This window comes from Microbacterium longlingense (assembly GCF_058349825.2).
The window spans coordinates 230689-252384 of sequence record NZ_JBYRJA020000002.1 but is presented as its reverse complement, the minus strand read 5'-3'; the positions used below and the strand labels follow the sequence as shown (position 1 = coordinate 252384).

20 protein-coding genes are annotated in these 21696 nt (G+C 69.6%); 3 read left to right on the top strand and 17 right to left on the bottom strand.

Features of this window, described 5'->3' with window-relative positions:
• Nucleotides 1-41: 41 nt before the first annotated feature.
• From AC3RXY_RS04155 to AC3RXY_RS04145, 3 genes are read right to left on the bottom strand one after another with little or no spacing between them, the layout of a single operon-like run.
• Nucleotides 42-1676, bottom strand: coding sequence for a monocarboxylic acid transporter (locus AC3RXY_RS04155; protein WP_491509639.1), 1635 nt, complete (start codon nucleotides 1674-1676; stop codon nucleotides 42-44).
• Nucleotides 1673-2017, bottom strand: coding sequence for a DUF485 domain-containing protein (locus AC3RXY_RS04150; protein WP_491509638.1), 345 nt, complete (start codon nucleotides 2015-2017; stop codon nucleotides 1673-1675). The genes AC3RXY_RS04155 and AC3RXY_RS04150 overlap by 4 nt, the downstream gene beginning before the upstream one ends.
• A 47-nt stretch (nucleotides 2018-2064) precedes the next feature.
• Nucleotides 2065-3990: an AMP-binding protein gene (locus tag AC3RXY_RS04145; RefSeq protein ID WP_491509637.1), complete on the bottom strand. Its 1926-nt coding sequence runs from the start codon at nucleotides 3988-3990 to the stop codon at nucleotides 2065-2067.
• A 150-nt stretch (nucleotides 3991-4140) separates the two neighbouring features.
• Between AC3RXY_RS04145 and AC3RXY_RS04140 the strand changes: the two genes are divergently transcribed.
• Nucleotides 4141-4983 carry a LuxR C-terminal-related transcriptional regulator gene (locus tag AC3RXY_RS04140; RefSeq protein ID WP_491509636.1) on the top strand — a complete coding sequence of 281 codons (843 nt, stop codon included), beginning with the start codon at nucleotides 4141-4143 and terminating at the stop codon, nucleotides 4981-4983.
• A 171-nt stretch (nucleotides 4984-5154) separates the two neighbouring features.
• On the opposite strand, the gene rsfS is transcribed toward AC3RXY_RS04140, so the two are convergent.
• From rsfS to rplU, 9 genes are all read right to left on the bottom strand, one after another.
• Complete coding sequence (rsfS, locus tag AC3RXY_RS04135; RefSeq protein WP_491509845.1) at nucleotides 5155-5520, bottom strand: ribosome silencing factor; 366 nt, start codon at nucleotides 5518-5520, stop codon at nucleotides 5155-5157.
• Complete coding sequence (locus tag AC3RXY_RS04130; RefSeq protein WP_491509635.1) at nucleotides 5520-6923, bottom strand: hypothetical protein; 1404 nt, start codon at nucleotides 6921-6923, stop codon at nucleotides 5520-5522. Before AC3RXY_RS04130 ends, rsfS begins: the two co-directional genes overlap by 1 nt.
• A complete protein-coding gene (gene nadD, locus AC3RXY_RS04125; protein WP_491509634.1) occupies nucleotides 6920-7522 on the bottom strand; it encodes a nicotinate-nucleotide adenylyltransferase in 603 nt (200 codons plus the stop codon). The genes AC3RXY_RS04130 and nadD overlap by 4 nt, the downstream gene beginning before the upstream one ends.
• Nucleotides 7523-7531: 9 nt before the next feature.
• Nucleotides 7532-7750, bottom strand: coding sequence for a hypothetical protein (locus AC3RXY_RS04120; protein ID WP_491509633.1), 219 nt, complete (start codon nucleotides 7748-7750; stop codon nucleotides 7532-7534).
• Nucleotides 7751-7796: 46 nt separating this feature from the next.
• Complete coding sequence (locus AC3RXY_RS04115) at nucleotides 7797-9047, bottom strand: glutamate-5-semialdehyde dehydrogenase (protein ID WP_491509632.1); 1251 nt, start codon at nucleotides 9045-9047, stop codon at nucleotides 7797-7799.
• Nucleotides 9048-9129: 82 nt separating this feature from the next.
• Nucleotides 9130-9912 (bottom strand): glutamate 5-kinase, encoded by a 783-nt coding sequence (gene proB / locus AC3RXY_RS04110; protein WP_491509631.1) that lies wholly within the window; start codon nucleotides 9910-9912, stop codon nucleotides 9130-9132.
• Entirely contained in the window at nucleotides 9909-11405 is a 1497-nt protein-coding gene (gene obgE, locus AC3RXY_RS04105) for a GTPase ObgE (RefSeq protein WP_491509630.1), read from the bottom strand. Before obgE ends, proB begins: the two co-directional genes overlap by 4 nt.
• A gap of 76 nt (nucleotides 11406-11481) precedes the next feature.
• The gene (gene rpmA, locus AC3RXY_RS04100) at nucleotides 11482-11739 is read right to left on the bottom strand and encodes a 50S ribosomal protein L27 (RefSeq protein WP_125132053.1); all 258 of its coding nucleotides are present in this window, start codon (nucleotides 11737-11739) and stop codon (nucleotides 11482-11484) included.
• Nucleotides 11740-11759: 20 nt separating this feature from the next.
• Nucleotides 11760-12068, bottom strand: a complete 309-nt coding sequence (rplU, locus tag AC3RXY_RS04095; protein WP_491509629.1) for a 50S ribosomal protein L21 — start codon at nucleotides 12066-12068, stop codon at nucleotides 11760-11762.
• Nucleotides 12069-12369: 301 nt separating this feature from the next.
• Here rplU and AC3RXY_RS04090 point away from each other — a divergent pair, with 301 nt between their 5' ends.
• Nucleotides 12370-12636, top strand: coding sequence for a DUF4031 domain-containing protein (locus AC3RXY_RS04090; RefSeq protein ID WP_491509628.1), 267 nt, complete (start codon nucleotides 12370-12372; stop codon nucleotides 12634-12636).
• Here AC3RXY_RS04090 and AC3RXY_RS04085 read toward each other — a convergent pair.
• Nucleotides 12601-14988 carry an Rne/Rng family ribonuclease gene (locus tag AC3RXY_RS04085; RefSeq protein ID WP_491509627.1) on the bottom strand — a complete coding sequence of 796 codons (2388 nt, stop codon included), beginning with the start codon at nucleotides 14986-14988 and terminating at the stop codon, nucleotides 12601-12603. The two genes, AC3RXY_RS04090 and AC3RXY_RS04085, sit on opposite strands and share 36 nt — an antisense overlap.
• 248 nt (nucleotides 14989-15236) lie before the next feature.
• Here AC3RXY_RS04085 and AC3RXY_RS04080 point away from each other — a divergent pair, with 248 nt between their 5' ends.
• A complete protein-coding gene (locus AC3RXY_RS04080; RefSeq protein WP_491509626.1) occupies nucleotides 15237-15833 on the top strand; it encodes a vitamin K epoxide reductase family protein in 597 nt (198 codons plus the stop codon).
• A 159-nt stretch (nucleotides 15834-15992) separates the two neighbouring features.
• Here the strand turns inward: AC3RXY_RS04080 and ndk are convergent, their stop codons facing one another.
• The 4 genes from ndk to ileS are packed head-to-tail and all read right to left on the bottom strand — an operon-like array spanning nucleotide 15993 to nucleotide 21612.
• Nucleotides 15993-16409: a nucleoside-diphosphate kinase gene (ndk, locus tag AC3RXY_RS04075; protein ID WP_491509625.1), complete on the bottom strand. Its 417-nt coding sequence runs from the start codon at nucleotides 16407-16409 to the stop codon at nucleotides 15993-15995.
• 36 nt (nucleotides 16410-16445) lie between these two features.
• The gene (locus tag AC3RXY_RS04070) at nucleotides 16446-16847 is read right to left on the bottom strand and encodes a DUF4233 domain-containing protein (RefSeq protein WP_491509624.1); all 402 of its coding nucleotides are present in this window, start codon (nucleotides 16845-16847) and stop codon (nucleotides 16446-16448) included.
• Nucleotides 16844-18223: a bifunctional folylpolyglutamate synthase/dihydrofolate synthase gene (locus tag AC3RXY_RS04065; RefSeq protein ID WP_491509623.1), complete on the bottom strand. Its 1380-nt coding sequence runs from the start codon at nucleotides 18221-18223 to the stop codon at nucleotides 16844-16846. Before AC3RXY_RS04065 ends, AC3RXY_RS04070 begins: the two co-directional genes overlap by 4 nt.
• On the bottom strand, nucleotides 18220-21612 hold the full coding sequence (gene ileS, locus AC3RXY_RS04060; RefSeq protein ID WP_491509844.1) for an isoleucine--tRNA ligase: 3393 nt from the start codon (nucleotides 21610-21612) through the stop codon (nucleotides 18220-18222). The genes AC3RXY_RS04065 and ileS overlap by 4 nt, the downstream gene beginning before the upstream one ends.
• Nucleotides 21613-21696 lie beyond the last annotated feature (84 nt).

Here is a 21696-nt window from a genome sequence, read left to right as displayed (position 1 = left end):
TCCCGGGGACGGCGGGGCCGATGTCGTCGTTCAGCCGCGGGTCAGTGCTCGACCGCCTTCTCGGCTCCGTGGCCGGTGAGAGAGCGCACATCCATCTCCGCCGCCTTCTTCGGGTCCTCCTGCTCCTTGCTGAGCACAGAGCCCAGCCAGCCGAGGAAGAAGCCGAGCGGGATCGAGACGATGCCGGGGTTGTTCAGCGGCCAGATCGCCACGCCGACGTTGCGGAAGACGCTGGTCTCCGTGCCCCAGAACACCGGCGAGAGCAGGATGAGGCCCACCGCCGCGATCAGGCCGCCGTACATGCTCCATACCGCTCCGCGCGTGGTGAAACCGCGCCAGAACAGCGAATAGATGATCGTCGGCAGGTTCGCCGAGGCCGCCACAGCGAAAGCCAGGGCCACCAGGAAGGCGATGTTCTGCCCCTGCACGCCGATGCCGCCGACGATGGCCAGGATCCCGATCACGATCACGGTGCGCCGGGCGACCTTGACCTCGCCGTCCGGCGGTACGTTGCCCTTCTTCACCACATTCGCGTAGATGTCGTGGGCGAAGGATGCGGCAGCGGTGATGGTCAGGCCAGCGACAACGGCAAGGATGGTCGCGAACGCGACCGCCGAGATGAACCCCAGCAGCAGCGGTCCGCCCAGCACGTAGGCGAGCATCGGCGCCGCCGAGTTCACGCCTCCGGGGGCGTTGCGGATCGCTTCCGGGCCGACCATCGAGCCGGCACCGTAGCCCAGCACGAGGGTGAGCAGGTAGAACAGGCCGATCAGCCAGATCGCCCACACCACCGAGCGACGGGCCTCCTTGGCGGTCGGCACGGTGTAGAAGCGCATCAGCACGTGCGGCAGGCCCGCGGTGCCGAGCACGAGCGCGATCGCCAGCGAGATGAAGTCCCACGGGTTGTGGCCGTACTGCAGCCCGGGTCCGAGGATGGCGTCCTTCGGGTCGCTCGTGGACGCCTCCACCGCGGCCCCCAGCAGGGTGTCGAGGCTGAAGCCGTTGATCGCGAGCACCCAGATGGTCATGACCACGGCACCACCGATGAGCAGGAACGCCTTGACGATCTGCACCCATGTGGTGCCCTTCATTCCGCCGATGAGCACATAGATGATCATCAGCACGCCGACGACCGCGACGACGATCGACTGCCCGATGGGCTCGTTGATCCCGAGCAGCAGCGACACGAGGCCGCCCGCACCGGCCATCTGCGCGAGCAGGTAGAACAGGCACACCGCGAGGGTGGTGATCGCGGCGGCCATCCGGACCGGCGCCTGACGCAGGCGGAACGAGAGGACGTCGGCCATGGTGAACTTGCCGGTGTTGCGCATCAGCTCCGCGACGAGCAGGAGCGCGACCAGCCAGGCGACCAGGAACCCGATCGAGTACAGGAACCCGTCGTACCCGTTGATCGCGATCGCACCGACGATGCCCAGGAACGACGCCGCCGACAGGTAGTCGCCGGCGATCGCGAAACCGTTCTGCGGGCCGGTGAAGGATCGCCCCGCCGCATAGTAGTCGGCCGCGGTCTTGTTGTTGCGGCTCGCGCGGATGACGATGAACAGGGTGACGGCGACGAACGCGCCGAAGATCGAGATGTTCAGCACCGGGTTGTTGGTGATGGTGTCGTCCGCGGCCTCGACGGCGGCGACGACCGACGCGATGAAGTCATTCACGCTGCAGCCTCCTTCGTCTCCAGGTCGGCGCGGATCTCCGCCGAGAGCGGGTCGAGCTTCCGGTTCGCGAAGCTGACGTACCACATGGTGATCGCGAACGTCGTGATGAACTGGAACAGCCCGAGGACCAGGCCGATCGTGATGTGTCCGCTCACCGGCGTCGCCATGAACGCGGGAGCGAACGACGACAGCAGCACGTAGGCGAAGTACCACACCAGGAACACGATGCTCAAGGGCCAGACGAAACCGCGATGGCGCCGTTTCAGCTCGCGGAACGCCGGCGAGTTCTCCTCGGCGACGTAGTCGATACCGCCGGAGGCGGCGGTGCGTGGTTCATTCATGGGACCTCCTCGTCTCATGGGTGGGGCTGTCTGCGGCGGGGTGTGCCTCAGACAGCCGTCTGTGCGGCGGTGCTGAGCGCGCGCGCCGCGTGGGCGAGCGCATCGAGCACCGTCGGGTCTTCGATGGTGGCGGGCACCTTGTAGGGTTCTGCGTCGACGATCTGACGCATCGTCTTGCGCAGGATCTTCCCGGAACGGGTCTTGGGCAGCCGCTCGACGATCACGACATCGCGGAATGCGGCGACAGGACCGATGTGTTCACGCACCAGCGCGACGAGCTCCCGCGTGAGCACATCAGGATCGATCTGCTCGTGTGCCTTGAGCGTGACGAACCCCGCAGCCCGCTGGCCCTTGAGCGCATCGTGCACGCCGATGACGGCGCATTCGGCGACGGCGTGATGGAGCGTGAGCACCTCTTCCAGCGACCCGGTCGAGAGCCGGTGGCCGGCGACATTGATGACGTCGTCTGTGCGCCCCATCACGAACACGTAGCCGTCCTCATCGATGTGCCCGGCATCGCCGGTGGCGTAATACCCCGGGAAGGCGGAGAGATACGAGTCGCGGAAGCGGTCGGGGTCGCCCCACACACCCGTCAGGGTGCCGGGGGGAAGCGGCAGACGGATCGCGATGTTCCCCTCGGCGTGGGGCTCGGTGCGTTCCTGCCCCTTGCTGTTGAGGATGCGCACGTCGTATCCCGGCATCGGCACCGCGGTCGAGCCGGGCTTGGACACCAGCCGCTCCAGCCCGCGCGGGTTCGCGCACACCGGCCAGCCGGTCTCCGTCTGCCACCAGTGGTCCACGATCGGCACGGCAAGACCGTCGTTGGCCCAGTGCCAGGTCTCCGGGTCGAGACGCTCGCCCGCCAGGAACAGTGCGACGAGCGACGAGGTGTCGTGCTCTGGCAGATGCGCCAGGTCGGGGTCCACCCGGCGAATCGCGCGCAGGGCGGTGGGGGCGGTGAAGAGCACCTTCACGCCGTAGTCGGCGACGATGCGCCAGAACGCGCCGGCATCCGGGGTTCCGACGGGTTTGCCCTCATAGAGGACGGTGGTGGCACCGGCGAGGAGCGGGCCGTACACGATGAACGAGTGGCCGACCACCCAGCCGACGTCGGACGCCGTGAACATCGTGTCACCGACGCCGATGTCGTAGATGTTGCGCATCGCCCAGGTCAGCGCGACGGCGTAGCCGCCGGTGTCGCGCACGACGCCCTTGGGGTTGCCCGTCGTGCCGGAGGTGTAGAGCACGTAGAGCGGGTGCGTCGCGGGAACGGCCACCGGCGCCGCCGGCGTCGCGGCCTCGACCAGCACGTCCCAGTCATGCACCTCGGTCGATGTCAGTCCTGCGGCGAGGGCGTCGGCATCGCCCGGGACGGCTGCCCGCTGCCGCACGACCACGTGCTCGACGATGCCGGGGGCGATCTCGAGCGCCTTCTGCACCATCGGCAGGTACGCGACGGGCCGGCCCGGCTCGAGACCGCCGGACGCGGTGACGAGCACCTTGGGGCCGGCGTCCTTCACGCGCACCGCGAGCTCGCTGGCTGCGAAGCCGCCGAACACGACCGTGTGCGTCGCACCGATGCGCGCGCAGCCCAGCATCGCGATCACGGCCTCGGGGGTCATCGGCAGGTAGAGCAGCACCACATCGCCGACGCCGACGCCGAGATCGCGCAGCGCCCCGGCGAACGCCGCGACGCGGTCGCGCAGCTCCCGGTAGGTGAAGGCCGAGGCGGTGCCGGTCATCGCCGAGTCGTAGCGCAGCGCGATGTGCTCGCCACGTCCCTCGTCGACGTGGCGATCGAGAGCGCTGACGGTGATGTTCAGCTCGCCGTCGGCGAACCAGCTCCATCCGCTCTCGTCCGAGCGGAGGATGTCGCCCGGCTCCGTGCTCCAGGCCACGCCGGCGGCCTGATCCGCCCAGAACTCGCTCGGACGCTCGATGCTCTGTCGCCAGATGTCGTGGTACGCGGCCATGCTCAGTCTCCTTTGACCAGCTCTCCTGCGAGAGAAAAGTGTCACCGCGGATGAAACGCGGTCGGCGGGTCTGCCCACCCGCCTGCTGACCTGGGTACTCTACGGAGGTGGGCGACGGCGCTGTCACCCCCGAAAGTAGGTAGCCGGAATATGATCGACACTCTTGCCCCCGACGAGGATCTGCTCCGCAGAGCGGTGCGGGAGCTCACGACACGCACCGGTCTTCCCCTGGCGTTCGGCGGTTTCGAACGGCAGGAGACCATCGTCATCAGCCAGCTGGTCGGCACACGCACGCCCTACCTGAACGGTCTGGAGGTCCGGGCGGCGCGCGGCCTCGGCGGCAAGGCGCACATCGAGAAACGGCCGCGTCTGGCGCTCGACTACCGCTCTGCGCGCCACATCACGCACGACTACGACCGGGCGATCCTGGGCGAGGGCATCTCCACGCTCTTCGCCGTCCCGCTCGTGGTCTCCGGGCGTACCCGTGGCGTGCTGTACTGCGGTTCGTGGAGCATGTCACCGTTCCGCGACGACGTCACCCGCACCGCGCTTGCCGTCGCGTCCGAGCTGTCGACCGAGCTGCGCGTGCGCGACGAGGTGCGTCGCGAGCTGGCGAAGACACCGGCGCCGACGGGGCTGGACAGTGCGGCACGGGAAGAGCTGCGCGCGACGTTCAGCGAGCTGCGGAGCGTCGCCGCACTGGTCGACGATGAGTCGGTGCGCGACCGTCTGGCGGGTATCGAGCAGCGCCTCGCTCAGCTCGCCCGCGACGCCGACGCCGAGGTCGACGACATCGACGTGCATCTCTCGCCCCGCGAGATCGACGTGCTCGCGTGCGCCGCGCTCGGTTCGACGAACGCCGAGATCGCGACGACGCTCACGCTGAAGGAGGGCACCGTGAAGTCCTATCTGCAGTCTGCCATGGCCAAGCTCGACGCCTCCACGCGTCACGCGGCCGTCGCGCAGGCGCGCCGTGCGGGGCTGCTGCCCTGACGCCCCGCCGGACGCTGCCGCCGCTGCACGGGCGTGGAGCATGCCGTTCTCAGGCAGAAAGCGCCCGTGGCCCCCGGAACACCGGTTTCCGCGCGCTGCGCCCGGTTTCTGCCTGAGTTCAGGGAACGATCCCGACGGCCGAAATCCGGCGCCGGCGGGCGCACGGCGCGGCTAGGCCGCAGAGACCTCGACCGGGACCACGGGGCAGTCCTTCCAGAGCCGCTCGAGCCCGTAGAACGTGCGCTCCTCCGGGTGGAAGACGTGCACGACAAGATCGCCGAAGTCCAGGAGCACCCAGCGCGCCTCGGCACGCCCCTCACGGCGCACCCGCTTGTGCCCGGCCTCCAGCAGCCGGTCCTCGATCTCATCCGCGATCGCGGCGACGTTGCGCTCGCTCGTACCGCTCACGAGCAGGAAGATGTCGACCAGCGGAAGCGGCTCGGAGACATCCAGGGCGACGAGGTCCTCTCCGCCCTTGTCGAGGGCGGCGGCCGCGGCGACGCGGAGCATACCGAGGGCGGTGTCGACAGACTGCATCACGATGTGAAGACTCCAGAGACGAAGGCGAAGATCAGCACGCCGGCGACAGCGATGCCGAGCGCGCCGGCGATGATGGTCAGCACCATGGTGGTGCGGTGGCCCTTCTCGGGCGCAGGCGGGCGAATGACCTCGCCGGCCGACTTGATCGTGCTGATCGCGGCGCTCGCAGCGATCGGCGTCGGGGAGGATGCCGCGGGGATCTCACCGTCGATGAGAACAGCGTCGACCTCCTTGCCGTCGGCGACACCGACCGCATGACCCTGGGAGCCGAGGCCCTGCGGAAGATCGTAGCTGCCGGTGATGAGCACCTCGCCCGTTGCGGGCACCGGCCCGGAGAGGGGGGCCTCCGTCGGCCCGGCGGTGAAGATCAGCGCGCTGGGCGCGACGCTGATCCCGCTGGTGGTGTCGTCCGGCGCACTGATCAGCTCCTCGAAGGAGCCGACCGCGTCCGCGGGGTCGCCCTCGACGACGGTCGCGCCGAACTCCTCGCGCACCTCGTCGCGCGCGGTCGCGGTTTCGCGCTCGTCCTCCGGGGCATCCCACGTGGGAAGGACCGGGGCCTCCGCGTCTGACGACGCCTCCCCCTCCGTGCGCCCGAAGACATCGTCGACCGAACCCAGCGGACGCCCCGCGGGGCGGATGATCGGCTGCTGCTCGGTCGGCGGGCCGAACAGGCTCGCGAAGTCACCGGCAGGAGCCGCGGCGTCGTCGTGCGGGACCGCCGTCTGCACCTCGTCGTCGATCGCGTCGAGGACCGCAGATCCGGACGGCTCTTCGTCGTGCTCCGGTGCCACGGCGCCGCGGTGCTCTGGCACGCCGAGCACGGGCAGGGCGTCGACGAAGTCCGGACGCTCATCCGCGACGGGGTGCGCCTCCTCGACCGATACCGGCTCGGCATCCGTCCGGGTGTCCTGCCGATCGGCCGTCGCATCGGCGATGATCGGTGCCACATCGAACAGCGGGGCCGCCGACGCGGCGACCGGTGCGGCGGCGGACAGCCCGGCGGCGTCGTCCTCCGCTTCCGGCGGCGTGTCGACGGCATCCGCAGCGGGCGACGGCTCATCGATCGCCGCGGGCAGGGCCTGCGGCTCCTCGGCGGGGACTTCCTCGGCCGGGCGCTTCTCCGCCGGTGCGGCGATGATGGGCACAGACGCGGTGCGCACGCGCTCGATCTCGCGCGCCTGGCGACGGGTCAGCGGAATCGAGCCGGAGGCAGGAGAGACCGGGATCGTGGGAGCAGCCGGGACGGGCGCCGTCTCCGCAGGACGCGGCAGACGGGGTGCCGGCGGCTCCACCGGCTCCGCTGTGTCGATCGCGGTGGGGATCTCGTTCGTGCGCCCCAGCTCCCGCAACTGGCGCCGCGTGAGCGGAGCGCCCCCGTGGTTGTCCGATGTGCTCATGAGATGCTCCGATACAGATGATGCTTCGCGATGTACTGCACCACGCCATCCGGGACGAGGTACCACACCGGCTCTTCCTTCGCGACGCGCGCACGGCAGTCGGTCGACGAGATCGCCAGGGCCGGAACCTCGAGCTGACTGATGTCCTTGCTCGGCAGGCCGTCGACGCTCAGGACGTGTCCAGGTCGCGAGACGGCGACGAAATGCGCCAGACCCCAGAGCTCTTCGTAGTCGCGCCAGCTCAGGATCTGGGCGACGGCGTCCGCGCCACTGATGAAGAACAGCTCAGCATCAGGGCGCTCGCGTTTGAGGTCGCGCAGGGTGTCGATGGTGTAGGTGGGGCCAGGGCGGTCGATGTCGACGCGGCTCACCGTGAAGCGGGGGTTGGATGCGGTGGCGATGACGGTCATGAGGTAACGATGCTCGCTCGGCGTGACATCGTCCTTCTGCCACGGACGACCCGTCGGCACGAAGACGACCTCGTCGAGATCGAAAGAATGCGCGACCTCGCTGGCAGCGACGAGGTGGCCGTTGTGAATGGGATCGAACGTCCCACCCATCACCCCGATGCGGGGTGCACGCCCCTCGGCAGCCGTCATCTGCGCGACCTAGTGGCCGGCTCCGTGGGCATCGCCCTCGTGCGCACGAGCCCAGGCCTCCGCCTTGTGCGAGTGGCGGTTCGCGACGTTCTTGTACGAGAACGTCACCAGCCCGAGGGCGGTGAAACCGATGGCCGCGATGACGCCGAAGATCAGCGTCTCCAGCGCGACGTTACCGTGGTGCTCCGCTTCCGCGGCGGCCGCGATGATCTGAGCGGCGATCTCCATCTGTTCTCCCCTTATGCCGAATCGGGTGGTCTATTCAGTCTAACCGTCAGGCCCGGGTCTGCCCGGCTCCCCGCGCCAGCCATTTCGTACTGGTCAGCTCAGCGAGACCCATCGGGCCGCGCGCATGCAGCTTCTGCGTGGAGATGCCCACCTCCGCGCCGAAGCCGAACTCCCCGCCGTCGGTGAAGCGTGTGGAGGCGTTGGCCACCACCACGGCGGCGTCGACCTCGCCCAGGAAGCGTTCGATGCTCGGAGCATGCTCCGAGATGATCGACTCGGTGTGGCCCGTGCTGTAGGCGCGGATGTGGTCGAGAGCCTCGTCGAGGGTGTCGACCACGCGGATGGCGATGTCGAGGCTGAGATACTCCGTCGACCAGTCCTCCTCGACCGCCGGCACCGACAGCGGAGCGAGAGCGACGACCGCCGGGCAGCCGTGCACCGTGACGCCCTCCGCCGTGAGCGCATCGACGACGGCGGGGACGAGCCGTTCCGCCGCGTCGCGGTGCACCAGCACCGTCTCCACGGCGTTGCACACGCTCGGTCGCTGCACCTTGGCGTTGACGACGATCGGCACCGCCCAGGCCTCCGAAGCGGTGGCGTCGAGGTAGATGTGCACGTTTCCTGCGCCGGTTTCGATGACCGGGACGGTCGACTCCGTCACGACGGTCTCGATCAGAGCGGCGCTCCCCCGCGGCACGAGCACGTCGATGAGCCCGCGTCCGTGCATGAGAGCGCGCGCTCCGTCGCGGCCGAAGTCGTCGACGGACTGGATGGCCTCTGCGGTGATCCCGACACCCGCGATGGCCTCCCGCATGACGGCGACGAGCACCGTGTTCGACTCACGCGCAGCACTGCCGCCGCGCAGCACCACGGCGTTGCCGGAGCGGAGCGCGAGCGCCGCGATGTCGACCGTGACGTTCGGGCGCGCCTCGTAGATCGCGCCGACCACACCGAACGGCACGCGCACCTGCTCCAGGGCGATGCCGTTGGGCATCCGATGACCACCGACCACCCGGCCGACCGGGTCGGGAAGCGCGGCGACCTCGCGAACGGCGGTGGCGAGAGCAGCGACCCGCTTCTCGTCGAGGCGGAGTCGATCCAGCAGCGCCTCGCCGATCCCCTCGGTCCGCCCGCGGTCGAGATCGCGTTCGTTGGCGGCGATGATGCGCGCGGTCTCGCTTTCGATCGCGGCAGCGATGGACTCGAGAGCCCGCGCCTTGTCGTCGCTCGTCAGGCGGGCGACGTCGCGGGAGGCTTCCTTGGCACGCTGGAGGCGGTAGATCGCGGTCTCGGTCATCGGACCAGTCTAGGGGCGACGCGCCGACGGGACACCGACCCGCGCACGGCGAGGAAGCCGCGCGCGCACCGGCGCGAGACCGTCAGACCACCGGCTCGAACCAGGTGCCGATATCGGCACCTGTGAGCGCCTCCGCGACGAGGTCAGCGCTCGTCACGAGCACGCCGATGCCGGACCCGGCCGCAAGCCGAGCCGCGGAGACCTTCGTCGCAGCACCCCCGGTGCCGACGCTGTTGACGACCGTCGCGCCGAACTCCAGACCCGACAGGTCTGCACCGGCCCGGATCAGGTGCAGCGGCTCGGCAGCGGGGTCACTGGGCGGCCGGGTGTACAACGTCTCGACGTCGCTGAGGAGCACCAGCGCATCGGCGCCGATCAGCTGCGCCACGAGCGCGGCAAGCCGATCGTTGTCGCCGAACCGGATCTCCTGCGTTGCGACCGTGTCGTTCTCGTTCACGATGGGCAGCGTGCGCAGACCCAGCAGTCGGTCCATCGCGCGCCGCGCGTTGCTGCGCGAGGTCGGATTCTCCAGGTCTCCGGTGGTGAGCAGCACCTGCCCGGCGATGATGCCGAACGGGCGCAGCGCCTCCTGATAGCGATACACCAGCACGTTCTGTCCCACGGCTGCCGCAGCCTGCTGCGTCGCGAGATCGTTGGGGCGCGCATCCAGCTGCAGGAACGGAATCCCGGTGGCGATCGCGCCGGATGAGACCAGCACGATCTCCGCACCGCGCGCATGCGCATCGGCGAGAGCCGCCACGATCACCGGGATCCGCCACGCCGCATCACCGCTGATCGAGGAGGAACCGACCTTGACGACGATGCGTCGTGCCGCACCCAGCTCTGCGCGGGTGCGCGCCGTCATCGATCGTCCTCGCGCTGGGCGAGACGCTCCGCTTCGAGTTCGGCACGCGCCTCCGCCTTCGCGTCCATCCGCTCGTGGTAGCGCTCACGGCGCTCCGAGGTCGTCCGGCGCGTGTTCGGATCGAAGCGCGCGTCGAGACCGCGCGGCGTGGTGATGAGCTCTGCCGCCGATGCGATCGACGGATCCCAGTCGAAGACGACGCCATCCCCGTCGCCGATCACGACGGTGGCGCCCGGGGTCGCGCCCGCACGCACGAGTGCGTCCTCGACGCCCAGCTTGTCCAGGCGATCAGCGAGGTATCCCACCGCCTCCTCGTTCTGGAAGTCGGTCTGCTGAACCCAGCGCTCGGGCTTCTCCCCCAGGATGCGGTACACGTTGCCGTAGGTGCCGCCGTCGACGCGGATGCGGAAGGCGGGCCCCGCCCCCAGCGGACGGATGACGATACGCTCCTGCGGCACCGCGACGGCCGCGGCCTTGCGATGCTCCGCCACGAGGTCCGCGAGCGCGAAGGTCAGCGGGCGCAGCCCCTCGTGCGAGACCGTCGAGATGTCGAACACCCGGTAGCCGCGCGCCTCCAGCTCGGGGCGCACCAGATCAGCGAGATCCTTCGCCTCCGGCACGTCGATCTTGTTCAGGGCGATCAGCTGCGGGCGCTGGTCGAGCGGCACCTGGCCCTCAGGCACCGGATAGGCGCGGAGCTCGGCGAGGATCACGTCGAGGTCGGAGATCGGGTCCCGTCCCGGCTCGAGCGTCGCGCAGTCGAGCACGTGCAGCAGAGCCGAGCAGCGCTCGACGTGCCGGAGGAAGTCGAGCCCGAGGCCCTTCCCGTCGCTCGCACCCTCGATGAGACCGGGCACATCGGCGACGGTGAAGCGGATGTCGCCCGCCTGGACCACCCCGAGGTTCGGGTGCAGCGTCGTGAACGGATAGTCGGCGATCTTCGGCCGCGCGGCCGAGATCGCCGCGATCAGGCTGGACTTCCCCGCGGAGGGATAGCCGACGAGGGCCACGTCGGCGACCGTCTTGAGCTCGAGGATGACATCGCCCTCGTATCCCGGAGTGCCCAGCAGCGCGAAGCCGGGAGCCTTGCGCTTGGGCGAGGCGAGCGCCGCGTTCCCGAGCCCGCCGCGACCGCCCGGGGCGACCACGTACTTCTCCCCCGGCTCGATCATGTCGCGCAGCACGGCGCCCTCGGCGTCCTTCACCACGGTGCCCACCGGCACCGGAAGCTCGACGGTCTCTCCCGTCGCGCCGGCGCGCAGGTCGCCCATCCCGAATCCGCCGTTGCCGGCGGTGCGGTGGGGCGAGTGGTGGTACGACAGCAGCGTCGTCACCTGCGGGTCTGCGACGAGGACGACGTCGCCCCCGTCTCCGCCATTGCCGCCGTCCGGCCCCGCCAGGGGCTTGAACTTCTCGCGGCGCACGGAGACGCAGCCATTGCCGCCCTTGCCCGCTCGCAGGTGGAGGGTCACGGCGTCGACGAAGGTGACCATGGTGATCCGCTCCTCTGGATATGCGGAAGGGGCGAGCCGAAGCCCGCCCCCAACCGAACTGCCTATGCTGCTGCGATCACTCCGCAGCAGCGACGATGTTGACGACCTTGCGGCCGCCCTTGCTGCCGAACTCGACCGCACCGGCGGCGAGGGCGAACAGGGTGTCGTCACCGCCACGACCGACGTTGGCGCCGGGGTGGAAGTGGGTGCCACGCTGGCGGACGATGATCTCGCCGGCGTTGACGACCTGGCCGCCGAAGCGCTTGACGCCGAGTCGCTGAGCGTTGGAGTCGCGACCGTTGCGAGTGGAGCTCGCGCCCTTCTTATGTGCCATCTCTGGGCCTCTTCCGTGTGTTACTTGATCCCGGTGACCTTGACGCGCGTGAGGTCCTGACGGTGACCCTGGCGCTTCTTGTAACCGGTCTTGTTCTTGAACTTCTGGATGACGATCTTCGGTCCGCGCAGGTTGCCGAGAACCTCCGCGGTGACCTTGACCTTCGCGAGCTTGTCGGCGTCGGTGGTGACGGCGTCGCCGTCGACGAGCAGGACGGCCGGGAGCTCGATGTTCTCGCCCTTGGCAGCCTGGACACGGTCGAGCTGGACGATCGTTCCAACCTCGACCTTCTCCTGCCGGCCGCCGGCGCGCACTACTGCGTAAACCACTTCACACCTGTTTTCGTTGGGGAGCTGAACTGCTCCGCTATCTCACGGGAAGACTGTGGAGTGTCTCCCACCGATATCGTCACTTGCGGACGGCGCGGGAATCACACCAAGGGTCAAGTCTACGCGACGCATGCCCGTGTTGCAAAGCAGCCCCGCCGCCGTGTCGCGGACGAACATGTGCATCGTGCTCGCACATGTGCGCTCCCCCCGGAGCGATGGGCCCAGACACTGCGAGCCAAGCACACATGTGCGAGCGGCGCAAATACGGCGGAGACGGGCCGCACAGGCATAGGATCACCGGATGACGATCCTGGTCGACTCCCCGATCTGGCCGGCGCACGGCACCCTCTGGGCGCACCTCGTCAGCGATGCGAGCCTCGAGGAACTGCACGCCTTCGCGGCCGCGAACGACGTTCCGTCGCGGTCCTTCGACCTCGACCACTACGACGTGCCAGCCCACCGGGTCGGCGCCCTCGTCGCCGCGGGCGCCCGCCCGGTGGGCGGCAAGGAACTCACGCGGGCTCTGATCCGCTCAGGACTCCGCGTCAGCGCCCGCGACCGGCGTTGAGGTCCCGCCGAGGATCGGCGGGGTCGTCGATCCGTTGGCCGTGATCGCCGCCGTCGTGACACGCCGTCTGCTGCGGCCCTGACCCGGCGCCTTCGGCTCCGGGAGAGCGTCGAGGACCGAGTCGAGCAGCTGCTCCGTCTCGGTCTTGGGTGCGCGCTTGTCCGGGCTGCGCTTCTTGCGCGACTTGCGCGGACGCTCCGGCTGCTGCGGTGCCTGGACGGGGTCGGCCGGGGTCTCGGCCGTGGCCGGCGCATCGGCAGAGGGCGCGAGCGTGGAGGCGGCGATCTGCGCGAGGGCGTTCTTGGCGCCCTCCGGGATGCTGTGCGTGACCGTGCTCGGCGCGGGGGCGTTCTGCGCGGAGCCGTTGTTGTTCCCGTTGCCGTTGCCCCCGCGCTGCCGGCGCGGGGCATTGGACGAAGACGCGCGGTGCTTGACCACCGGGTCGTGGTGCACGATGATGCCGCGACCGGCGCACACATCACAGGCTTCGCTGAAGGTCTCCAGCAGGCCAAGGCCGAGCTTCTTGCGCGTCATCTGCACGAGGCCGAGCGAGGTGACCTCGGCGACCTGGTGCTTTGTGCGGTCACGGCTCAGGCACTCCACCAGGCGGCGCAGCACGAGGTCGCGGTTCGACTCGAGCACCATGTCGATGAAGTCCACGACGATGATGCCGCCGATGTCGCGCAGCCGCAGCTGACGGACGATCTCCTCCGCCGCCTCCAGGTTGTTGCGCGTGACGGTCTCCTCGAGGTTCCCCCCGGAGCCGACGAACTTCCCGGTGTTCACGTCGACGACCGTCATCGCCTCGGTGCGATCGATCACGAGCGAGCCGCCGGAGGGCAACCAGACCTTGCGGTCGAGGGCCTTCTCGATCTGCTCGGTGATGCGGTACGCGTCGAAGGGGTCTGCGTCGCCGTCGTAGGTCTCCACCCGCTCGAGCAGATCGGGCGCGACGCTCTCGAGGTAGCCCCGAATCGTGCGGCCGGCGTCGTCGCCCTGGATCCGCATGCGGGTGAAGTCCTCGTTGAAGACGTCTCGGACGATCTTGACGAGCAGATCCGGCTCGGCGTGCAGCATCGCCGGGGCCTGCATGGTCTCGACCTGCTTGCGGATGTGTTCCCACTGCGCCGTCAGCCGCTGCACGTCGCGCGTGAGCTGCTCCTCCGTGGCGCCCTCGGCCGCCGTGCGGACGATCACGCCGGACGACTCCGGCAGCACCTCCTTGAGGATCCGCTTGAGACGGGCGCGCTCGGTGTCGGGGAGTTTGCGCGAGATGCCGTTCATCGACCCGCCGGGCACGTAGACCAGGTAGCGGCCGGGGAGCGAGATCTGGCTGGTCAGGCGGGCGCCCTTGTGGCCGACCGGGTCCTTGGTGACCTGGACGAGCACGGTGTCACCGGGCTTGAGGGCGTTCTCGATGCGGCGCGGCTGATTGCCGTGCTCGACGGCGTCCCAGTCGACCTCACCGGAGTACAGCACCGCGTTGCGTCCGCGCCCGATGTCGACGAACGCTGCCTCCATGCTGGGCAGCACGTTCTGCACGCGGCCGAGGTACACGTTCCCGATCAGGGAGGCGTCCTGGCTGCGGGCCACGTAGTGCTCCACGAGCACCTTGTCCTCGATCACGGCGATCTGGGTGCGGCCGTTCTTGGAGCGGACGATCATCTCGCGGTCGACGGCCTCGCGGCGGGCGAGGAACTCGGTCTCGGTGACGACCGGACGACGCCGGCCGGCGTCGCGGCCATCGCGGCGACGCTGCTTCTTCGCCGCGAGACGGGTGGACCCCTTGATCTGCTGCGGCTCGGTGATGAGCTCGACCGGCGCCGTGCGCTCCTCGCGCTCCTCGCGCTCCTCGCCGCCACGGCGGCGGCCACGGCGTGCGGGGGCTGTCGACACCGGGTCGGCGATGCGAGCGGGCAGCGCCGGCAACACCTCGGGTGCGTAGAAGAGAAGCTGCGTCGACACCTGCGAAACGAAGACCTCGGGGAGCAGCCCGAGCGAGACCGCCGTGGCGGGCTCCGGCTCTGTCTCGGGCTCTGGGGCGCTCTCCGCGGGAGCGGGATCCGCGACCTGCGTCGCGGCGGACTCCACCACGGCCTCCGCGGAGGGCCCCCCCGACGCACCCGCGGCACCGGCGTCCGGAGACGCGGGCTCGGCATCGGATCCTGGGGGGTCCGATGCCGCACGGGCCGCGCTCTGCGGCGCCTCGACGGATGCCTCCGCGGCGCTGTCCGTGTCCGCGGCGGCATCCTCCGTGGCGACCTCCGCGGATTCCTCCGGCGGGGCTGTCACCTCGGCTGCGGCGTCCGCAGCGTCGAAGAGGGAAAGGGTCTCATTGTTGTCATCGGCCATCTCTGGCGTACTCCCTGCGCGGCGCGTGGCACTCGCGGCATCTCATGCGGTCCCCTCCGGGTCCGCGAATCTCACTCGGCGTGCGACCGGCTCACGCTCTGGTCGCAGGGGCTCTCTTTGCCCCGAAGTCTGGCTGTGATGCGAGCGACGGAGGTCCTCCGCGGCGTGCATCGACTCCCCATTATCTCATCTCGACGCGCAGGAGCAGCATTCAGGTCACACCGAAGGTCGGTTGGGATAATCAGCGCATGGCGGATCGCACTCCTCGTCCCACTCTGTACGCCCTCTGGCTGGTCATCGCCGGGGTCATCGGATGGTGGGCGGCATTCTCCCTCACCATCGAGAAGTTCCACCTGCTGGAGAACCCGGACGCCGTCCTCGGGTGCGACATCAGCCCTCTTGTGCAGTGCGGAGCGAACCTGAACTCCTGGCAGGGGTCCGCGTTCGGTTTCCCGAACCCGATCATCGGTCTTGCCGGCTGGATCGCTCCGATCGTGGTGGGGGTGGCGTTGCTCGCCGGAGCGCGGTTCGCCCGCTGGTTCTGGGTTCTGTTCGCCCTGGGAATGACCGGAGCGATGGCCTTCGTCGTGTGGCTCATCAGCCAGAGCATCTTCGATCTGCATACGCTCTGCCCGTGGTGCATGGTGACCTGGGCGGCGACGATCCCGACCTTCTTCGCCACCTGGATCCATGTGTTCCGCAACGGCACCGTGCCGCTGGCCAAGGAAGGCCGCGACCGCGCCAACCGCCTCATGGGGTGGGTACCGCTGATGACGGTGGTCGCCTACGCGATCATCGCGGTCATCGCGCAGCTGCGACTGGACGTGCTCGGCAGCATCTTCTGATCGCAGCGACGACCGGCGCAGCACGCTGCGGAAATCGTCGTGCGCAGCGTGCACCCCGGGCGTGTCGCACCCGTTGGGCGGCACGGCCCATCCCCCAGGGAACAGCAGAACGGGACGACTCCGCGGGGAGCCGTCCCGTCCGGAACGCTGGTCAGCGGGTCAGCCGAACCAGATGCCCAGCTCGCGCTCGGCCGACTCCGGGCTGTCCGAGCCGTGCACGAGGTTCTGCTGCACCTTCAGGCCCCAGTCGCGGCCGAGGTCGCCGCGGATCGTGCCCGGCGCCGCGGTCGTCGGCTCCGTGCTGCCCGCGAGCGACCGGAAACCCTCGATCACGCGGTCGCCGGCGACGCGGATCGCAACAGACGGCCCCGAGAGCATGAACTCCAGGAGGGGCTCGTAGAACGGCTTGCCCTCGTGCTCGGCGTAGTGCTGGGCCAGGCGCTCACGGTCCGGCTCGACCAGGCGGATGTCGACGAGCTGATAGCCCTTCGCCTCGATGCGCGCGAGGATCGTGCCGGTGAGCCCGCGGGCCACGCCGTCCGGCTTGACCAGGACGAGTGTCTCTTCGGTGGACATGTGTCTCCTTCGGTTGTGACCGTGTGTGCGCCTGGGTCAGACGCTGTCGGGGTCAGGGCGCGGCATCCGGTCGACGCGCTCCCCGTAGATGGTCGCATAGGCCCACATGCCGCCGAAGATCAGCGCGACCGCGAGCATCGCCGTGACGAAGATACCCGACAGCGCCACGATCACCTGCAGCACCCAGCCCGCTGCAACCCCGCCCGGACGCCCGAGCATGCCGGACACCACGAGCATCGCGACGAACAGGACGCCGCCGCCGACGAGGGCCCACCACCGCGGCACCGCGTCCGGGAGCGCGTCGAGGCCCCAGATCGTGAGGCCGCCGAGCGCCACGATGATGGCCTCGAACCCCAGCACCACAGATCCGAGCTTCTCCACGAGGCTGCGCTGGCGTCGCGGGCGCGGCGCGGCGCGGCGTGCTTCCGAGCCGCTCATGCGCGCCAACCCGCTTTCCAGTCCTCCTCCGCCGCCAGGGCGATGGCCTCGCCCGCGAGCACCACGGATCCGGCGATCACCACGGCACGGCGGGTGTTCTCGCTGGCCCAGGCACGGGCGGCGTCTGCGGCGTCGCGCAGGGTGTCATGCACGCTGGCGCGGCGTCCGTCGGCCTCCACGATGTCGGCGATCAGGTCGGCGTCGCGCGCACGGTCCGAGTCCGGACGGGTGGCGAACACCTCGGTCACCTCCGGCAGGAGCGCCGCCAGGATGCCGTCGGCGTCCTTGTCGCCGAGCACGCCCACCACCAGGCCCCACTCATCGAAGTCGAAGCTCTCGCGGAGGCCCGCCGCGAGAGCTGCCGCCCCGTGCGGGTTGTGCGCGGCGTCGACCAGAACGGTCGGGGCGACACCCAGCAGCTGCATCCGCCCCGGCGAGGTCGCCCCCTGCAGACCCTCCGCGAGAACATCCGAGACGAGGGGACGGGCGCCCCCGCCGATCAGCGACTCGACCGCCGCGATCGCGAGGGCGGCGTTGAAGCCCTGGTGACCGCCATACAACGGCAGGTACTCGTCGTCGTATCCGCCGGCGAGACCGCGGACGGTGATCTGCTGCCCTCCGACGGCGAGACGAGCGGTCTGCAGCGCGAAGTCCTCGCCCTCGAATGCGATCGTGGCGCCCTTCTCGGCGGCCACCCGGCGCAGCACCGCTGCCACCTCCGGAGCCTGCTGGGCGGAGACGACCGCGGCGCCGTCCTTGATGATGCCCGCTTTGACCTCGGCGATCTCCGCGATCGTCTCGCCCAGACGATCGGCGTGGTCCAGCGCGATCGGGGTGAAGACCGCCACGTCGCCGTCCGCGGTGTTGGTGGAGTCCCACGCGCCCCCCATGCCGACCTCGAGCACGAGGACGTCGATGGGGGCGTCGGCGAAGGCCACGAAGGCGAGCGCGGTCAGCAGCTCGAAGAACGTCAGCGGCTCCTGCCCCGCGGCCGACAGCTCCGCGTCGACGATCGCGACGAAGGGCTCGATCTCGTCCCAGGCGTCGGCGACGGCGGCGTCGGAGATCGGCGCCCCGTCGACCATGATCCGCTCGGTGAAGCGCTGCAGGTGGGGACTCGTGAACAGACCGGTGCGCAGGTCGTGCGCACGCAGCAGGCTCTCGATGATGCGCGACGTCGAGGTCTTGCCGTTCGTTCCCGTCACGTGCACCACCCGGTAGGTGCGCTGCGGGTCGTCGAGGTACGTCAGCAAGCGTCCGACGCGCTCCTTGCGCGGCTGGACCCAGCGTTCGCCGGCGCGGGCCAGAAGCGCCGTGTAGACGGCGTCGGCGCGCGCCACGTCTGCGGCGTCGGTCCGGTATTCCTCATCGTTCATGCGCGCTCCTCCGTTCCGACGCCGGTCGCGTCGATCGTGACGACGATGGCCGCCTTGTCCGCGCCGAGCGCCCGGCTGCCGCTGACGAACACGCCGTCGCCCGGGCTCGTCGCCTCGTCGACCAGCCGGTCGACGTCATCCGTCGCCTGCACGGCGAAGCCCACCGCGAGGGTCTCCGCGGCGATCAGCTCGGCGTGCGCCTGGAGAGCCGCGGCGTCCGTGGGAGCCACATTGAGCGCGAGCACGATGCGGTCGCTGACGTCCAGGCCGGCATTCTTACGCGCCTCCTGCACGACGCGGATCGCGTCGCGTGCCAGGCCCTCCGCCTCCAGCTCGGGCGTGAGCACGGTGTCGAGCAGGACGAATCCGCCCGTCGGCACGACCGCCAGAGCCTCTCCCTCCGGGCGACCGGCCGTCTCGAGCACGAGCTCGTACTCGTGCGGCTCGAGCGCGAGCCCGCCCGCGACGACCACGCCGTCCTGTTCTGACCAGTCACCGGCCTTCGCGGCCTGGATCGCCTTCTGCACGTCCTTGCCCAGCCGGGGTCCGGCCGCGCGGGCGTTGACGCTCAGCCGGTGACTGATGCCGTAGGCTGCCACGGTGTCGTCGGTCTGGCCGACGAGCTCGACCACCTTGACGTTGAGCTCGTCGCGCAGGATCTCCTCGAACGGCGCCAGCGACGCCGCGTCCGGAGTCACCACGGTGAACCGCGCGAGCGGCAGGCGCACCCGCAGCCGCTCCTTCTTGCGCAGCGCGTTGCCGACACTCGACAGCTCGCGGACCGCGTCCATCGCGTCACGGATGTCGTCGGCCGCCGGGAAGGCATCCGCGTCCGGCCAGTCGGTCAGGTGGACGCTGCGCCCGCCGGTGAGCCCCTGCCACACCCGCTCGGAGACGAGGGGCACCAGCGGCGCCGCCACGCGGGAGAGCGTCTCGAGCACCGTGTAGAGCGTGTCGAAGGCCTCGCGGCTGCGGGGGTCGTCGGTCACCCCCGCCCAGAACCGGTCACGCGAACGTCGGATGTACCAGTTGGTGAGCACCTCGGCGAACTCGCGCAGCCGCGCACTCGCGGTCGTCGAGTCGAGGCCCTCGAGATCGGCGCGCACCTCGCGGATCAGCTCGCCGGTGCGCGCGAGAATGTATCGGTCGAGCACATCGCTCGAGTCGGTCCGCCAGGCGGCCTCATAGGCGGTGTGCTGCTCCGCTCCCCCTGTCGCGGGACGGCCGGCGACATTCGCGTACGTGGCGAAGAAGTACCACGAGTTCCACAGCGGCAGGATGAACTCCCGCACGCCGGCCCGGATCCCCTCCTCGGTGACCGAGAGGTTGCCGCCGCGCAGCACGGAGCTCGACATGAGGAACCAGCGCATCGCGTCGGAGCCGTCGCGGTCGAACACCTCGGCCACGTCCGGGTAGTTGCGCAGCGACTTCGACATCTTGTAGCCGTCGTTGCCGAGCACGATGCCGTGACAGCTGACCCCCGTGAACGCGGGACGGTCGAAGAGCGCCGTCGACAGCACGTGCATCACGTAGAACCAGCCGCGCGTCTGACCGATGTACTCCACGATGAAGTCCGCCGGCGCGTGCGTGTCGAACCACTCCTGGTTCTCGAAGGGGTAGTGCACTTGCGCGTAGGGCATCGAGCCGGAGTCGAACCACACGTCGAACACGTCCTCGATCCGGCGCATGGTGCTCCGCCCGGTGGGGTCGTCGGGATTCGGACGGGTCAGCTGATCGATGGAGGGCCGGTGGAGGTCGACGTTCCCGTCCGGCCCCAGCGGAAGCGCGCCGAAGTCGCGCTCGAGCTCCGCGAGCGAGCCGTAGACGTCGATCCGCGGGTGTTCCGGGTCGTCGCTCTTCCACACCGGGATCGGAGATCCCCAGTACCGATTGCGGCTGATCGACCAGTCGCGCGCCCCCTCGAGCCACTTGCCGAACTGACCGTGCTTGACGTTCTCGGGCACCCAGGTGATCTGCTCGTTATTGGCGAGCAGGCGGTCCTTCAGGTCTGCGACCCGGATGAACCAGCTCGACACGGCCTTGTAGATGAGGGGGTTGCGGCAGCGCCAGCAGTGCGGATAGGAGTGCTCGTAGCTCTGCAGGCGCAGCAGCCGCCCGCCCTGCCTGACCAACCGGACGAGGGGGGTGTTGGCATCCATCCACAGCTCCCCCGCGACGTCGCTCACGCTGGGCAGGAACCGTCCGCCCTCATCGAGGGAGAGGATGGTGGGGATGCCGGCCGCGGTCGCGACGCGCTGGTCGTCCTCGCCGTAGGCGGGTGCCTGGTGGACGATGCCGGTGCCGTCCGCGGTCGAGACGTAGTCGTCGACGAGGATCTGCCAGGCGTTCTGCGTCTCCCAGGTGTCGGCATCGGTGTAGTAGCCGAACAGGGGCTCGTAGGTCACGCCGGCCAGCTCAGCGCCCGTGACGGTGACGCGCACGGCGGCCGCCGCGTCCTCGGCGGACTCGTAGCCGAGATCCTTCGCGTACCCGGCCAGAAGATCGGCCGCCAGCAGGAACTCGGCGCCCTGCGCACCCTCCTTCGCCCCGGCGGGGCCGACCGGAACGACCACGTAGCCGATCTCCGGCCCGACGGCGAGCGCGAGGTTCGTCGGGAGCGTCCACGGCGTCGTCGTCCAGGCGAGGGCGTGCACGCCGGCGATGCCGAGCGACGCGGCCCTGTCGCCGGTGAGCGGGAAAGCAACCGTGACGGACGGGTCCTGGCGCATCTGGTAGACGTCGTCGTCCATCCGCAGCTCATGTGCGGAGAGGGGGGTCTCGTCGCGCCAGCAGTACGGCAGCACCCGGTGGCCCTCATAGGCGAGACCCTTGTCGAACAGGGTCTTGAAGGCCCACAGGACGCTCTCCATGTAGCCGAGGTCGAGGGTCTTGTAGCCGCGCTCGAAATCGACCCAGCGCGCCTGCCGCGTGACGTAGTCCTCCCACTCGCGGGTGTACGCGAGCACCGAATCACGCGCTTTCGCGTTGAAGACATCGATGCCCATGTCCTCGATCTCGCTCTTCTCGGTGATCCCGAGCTGCTTCATCGCCTCGAGCTCCGCGGGCAGACCGTGCGTGTCCCAGCCGAAGACCCGGTCGACCTTCTTGCCGAGCATGGTCTGGAAGCGCGGGAAGACATCCTTGGCGTACCCGGTCAGGAGGTGACCGTAGTGCGGCAGACCGTTGGCGAAGGGCGGGCCGTCGTAGAACACCCACTCCTGCGCGCCCTCGCGCTGGGCGATCGAAGCGCGGAACGTGTCGTCGGCGTTCCAGAAATCGAGCACCTGTCGCTCGATCTCGGGGAAGCGCGGGCTGGGAGTGACGGCGTCGGCAGCCGGGCCGAACGAGGTCTGCGCGCCGGCGGAGGTGGAAGGTCGCGGGTAGGTCATCGTCTCTCGCAGTGATTCGTGGGTGGTCGGATGCTGCGCCGCGAGGACGATCCCCGCCGGATCTCCGGCTTCGGACCGCGGTAC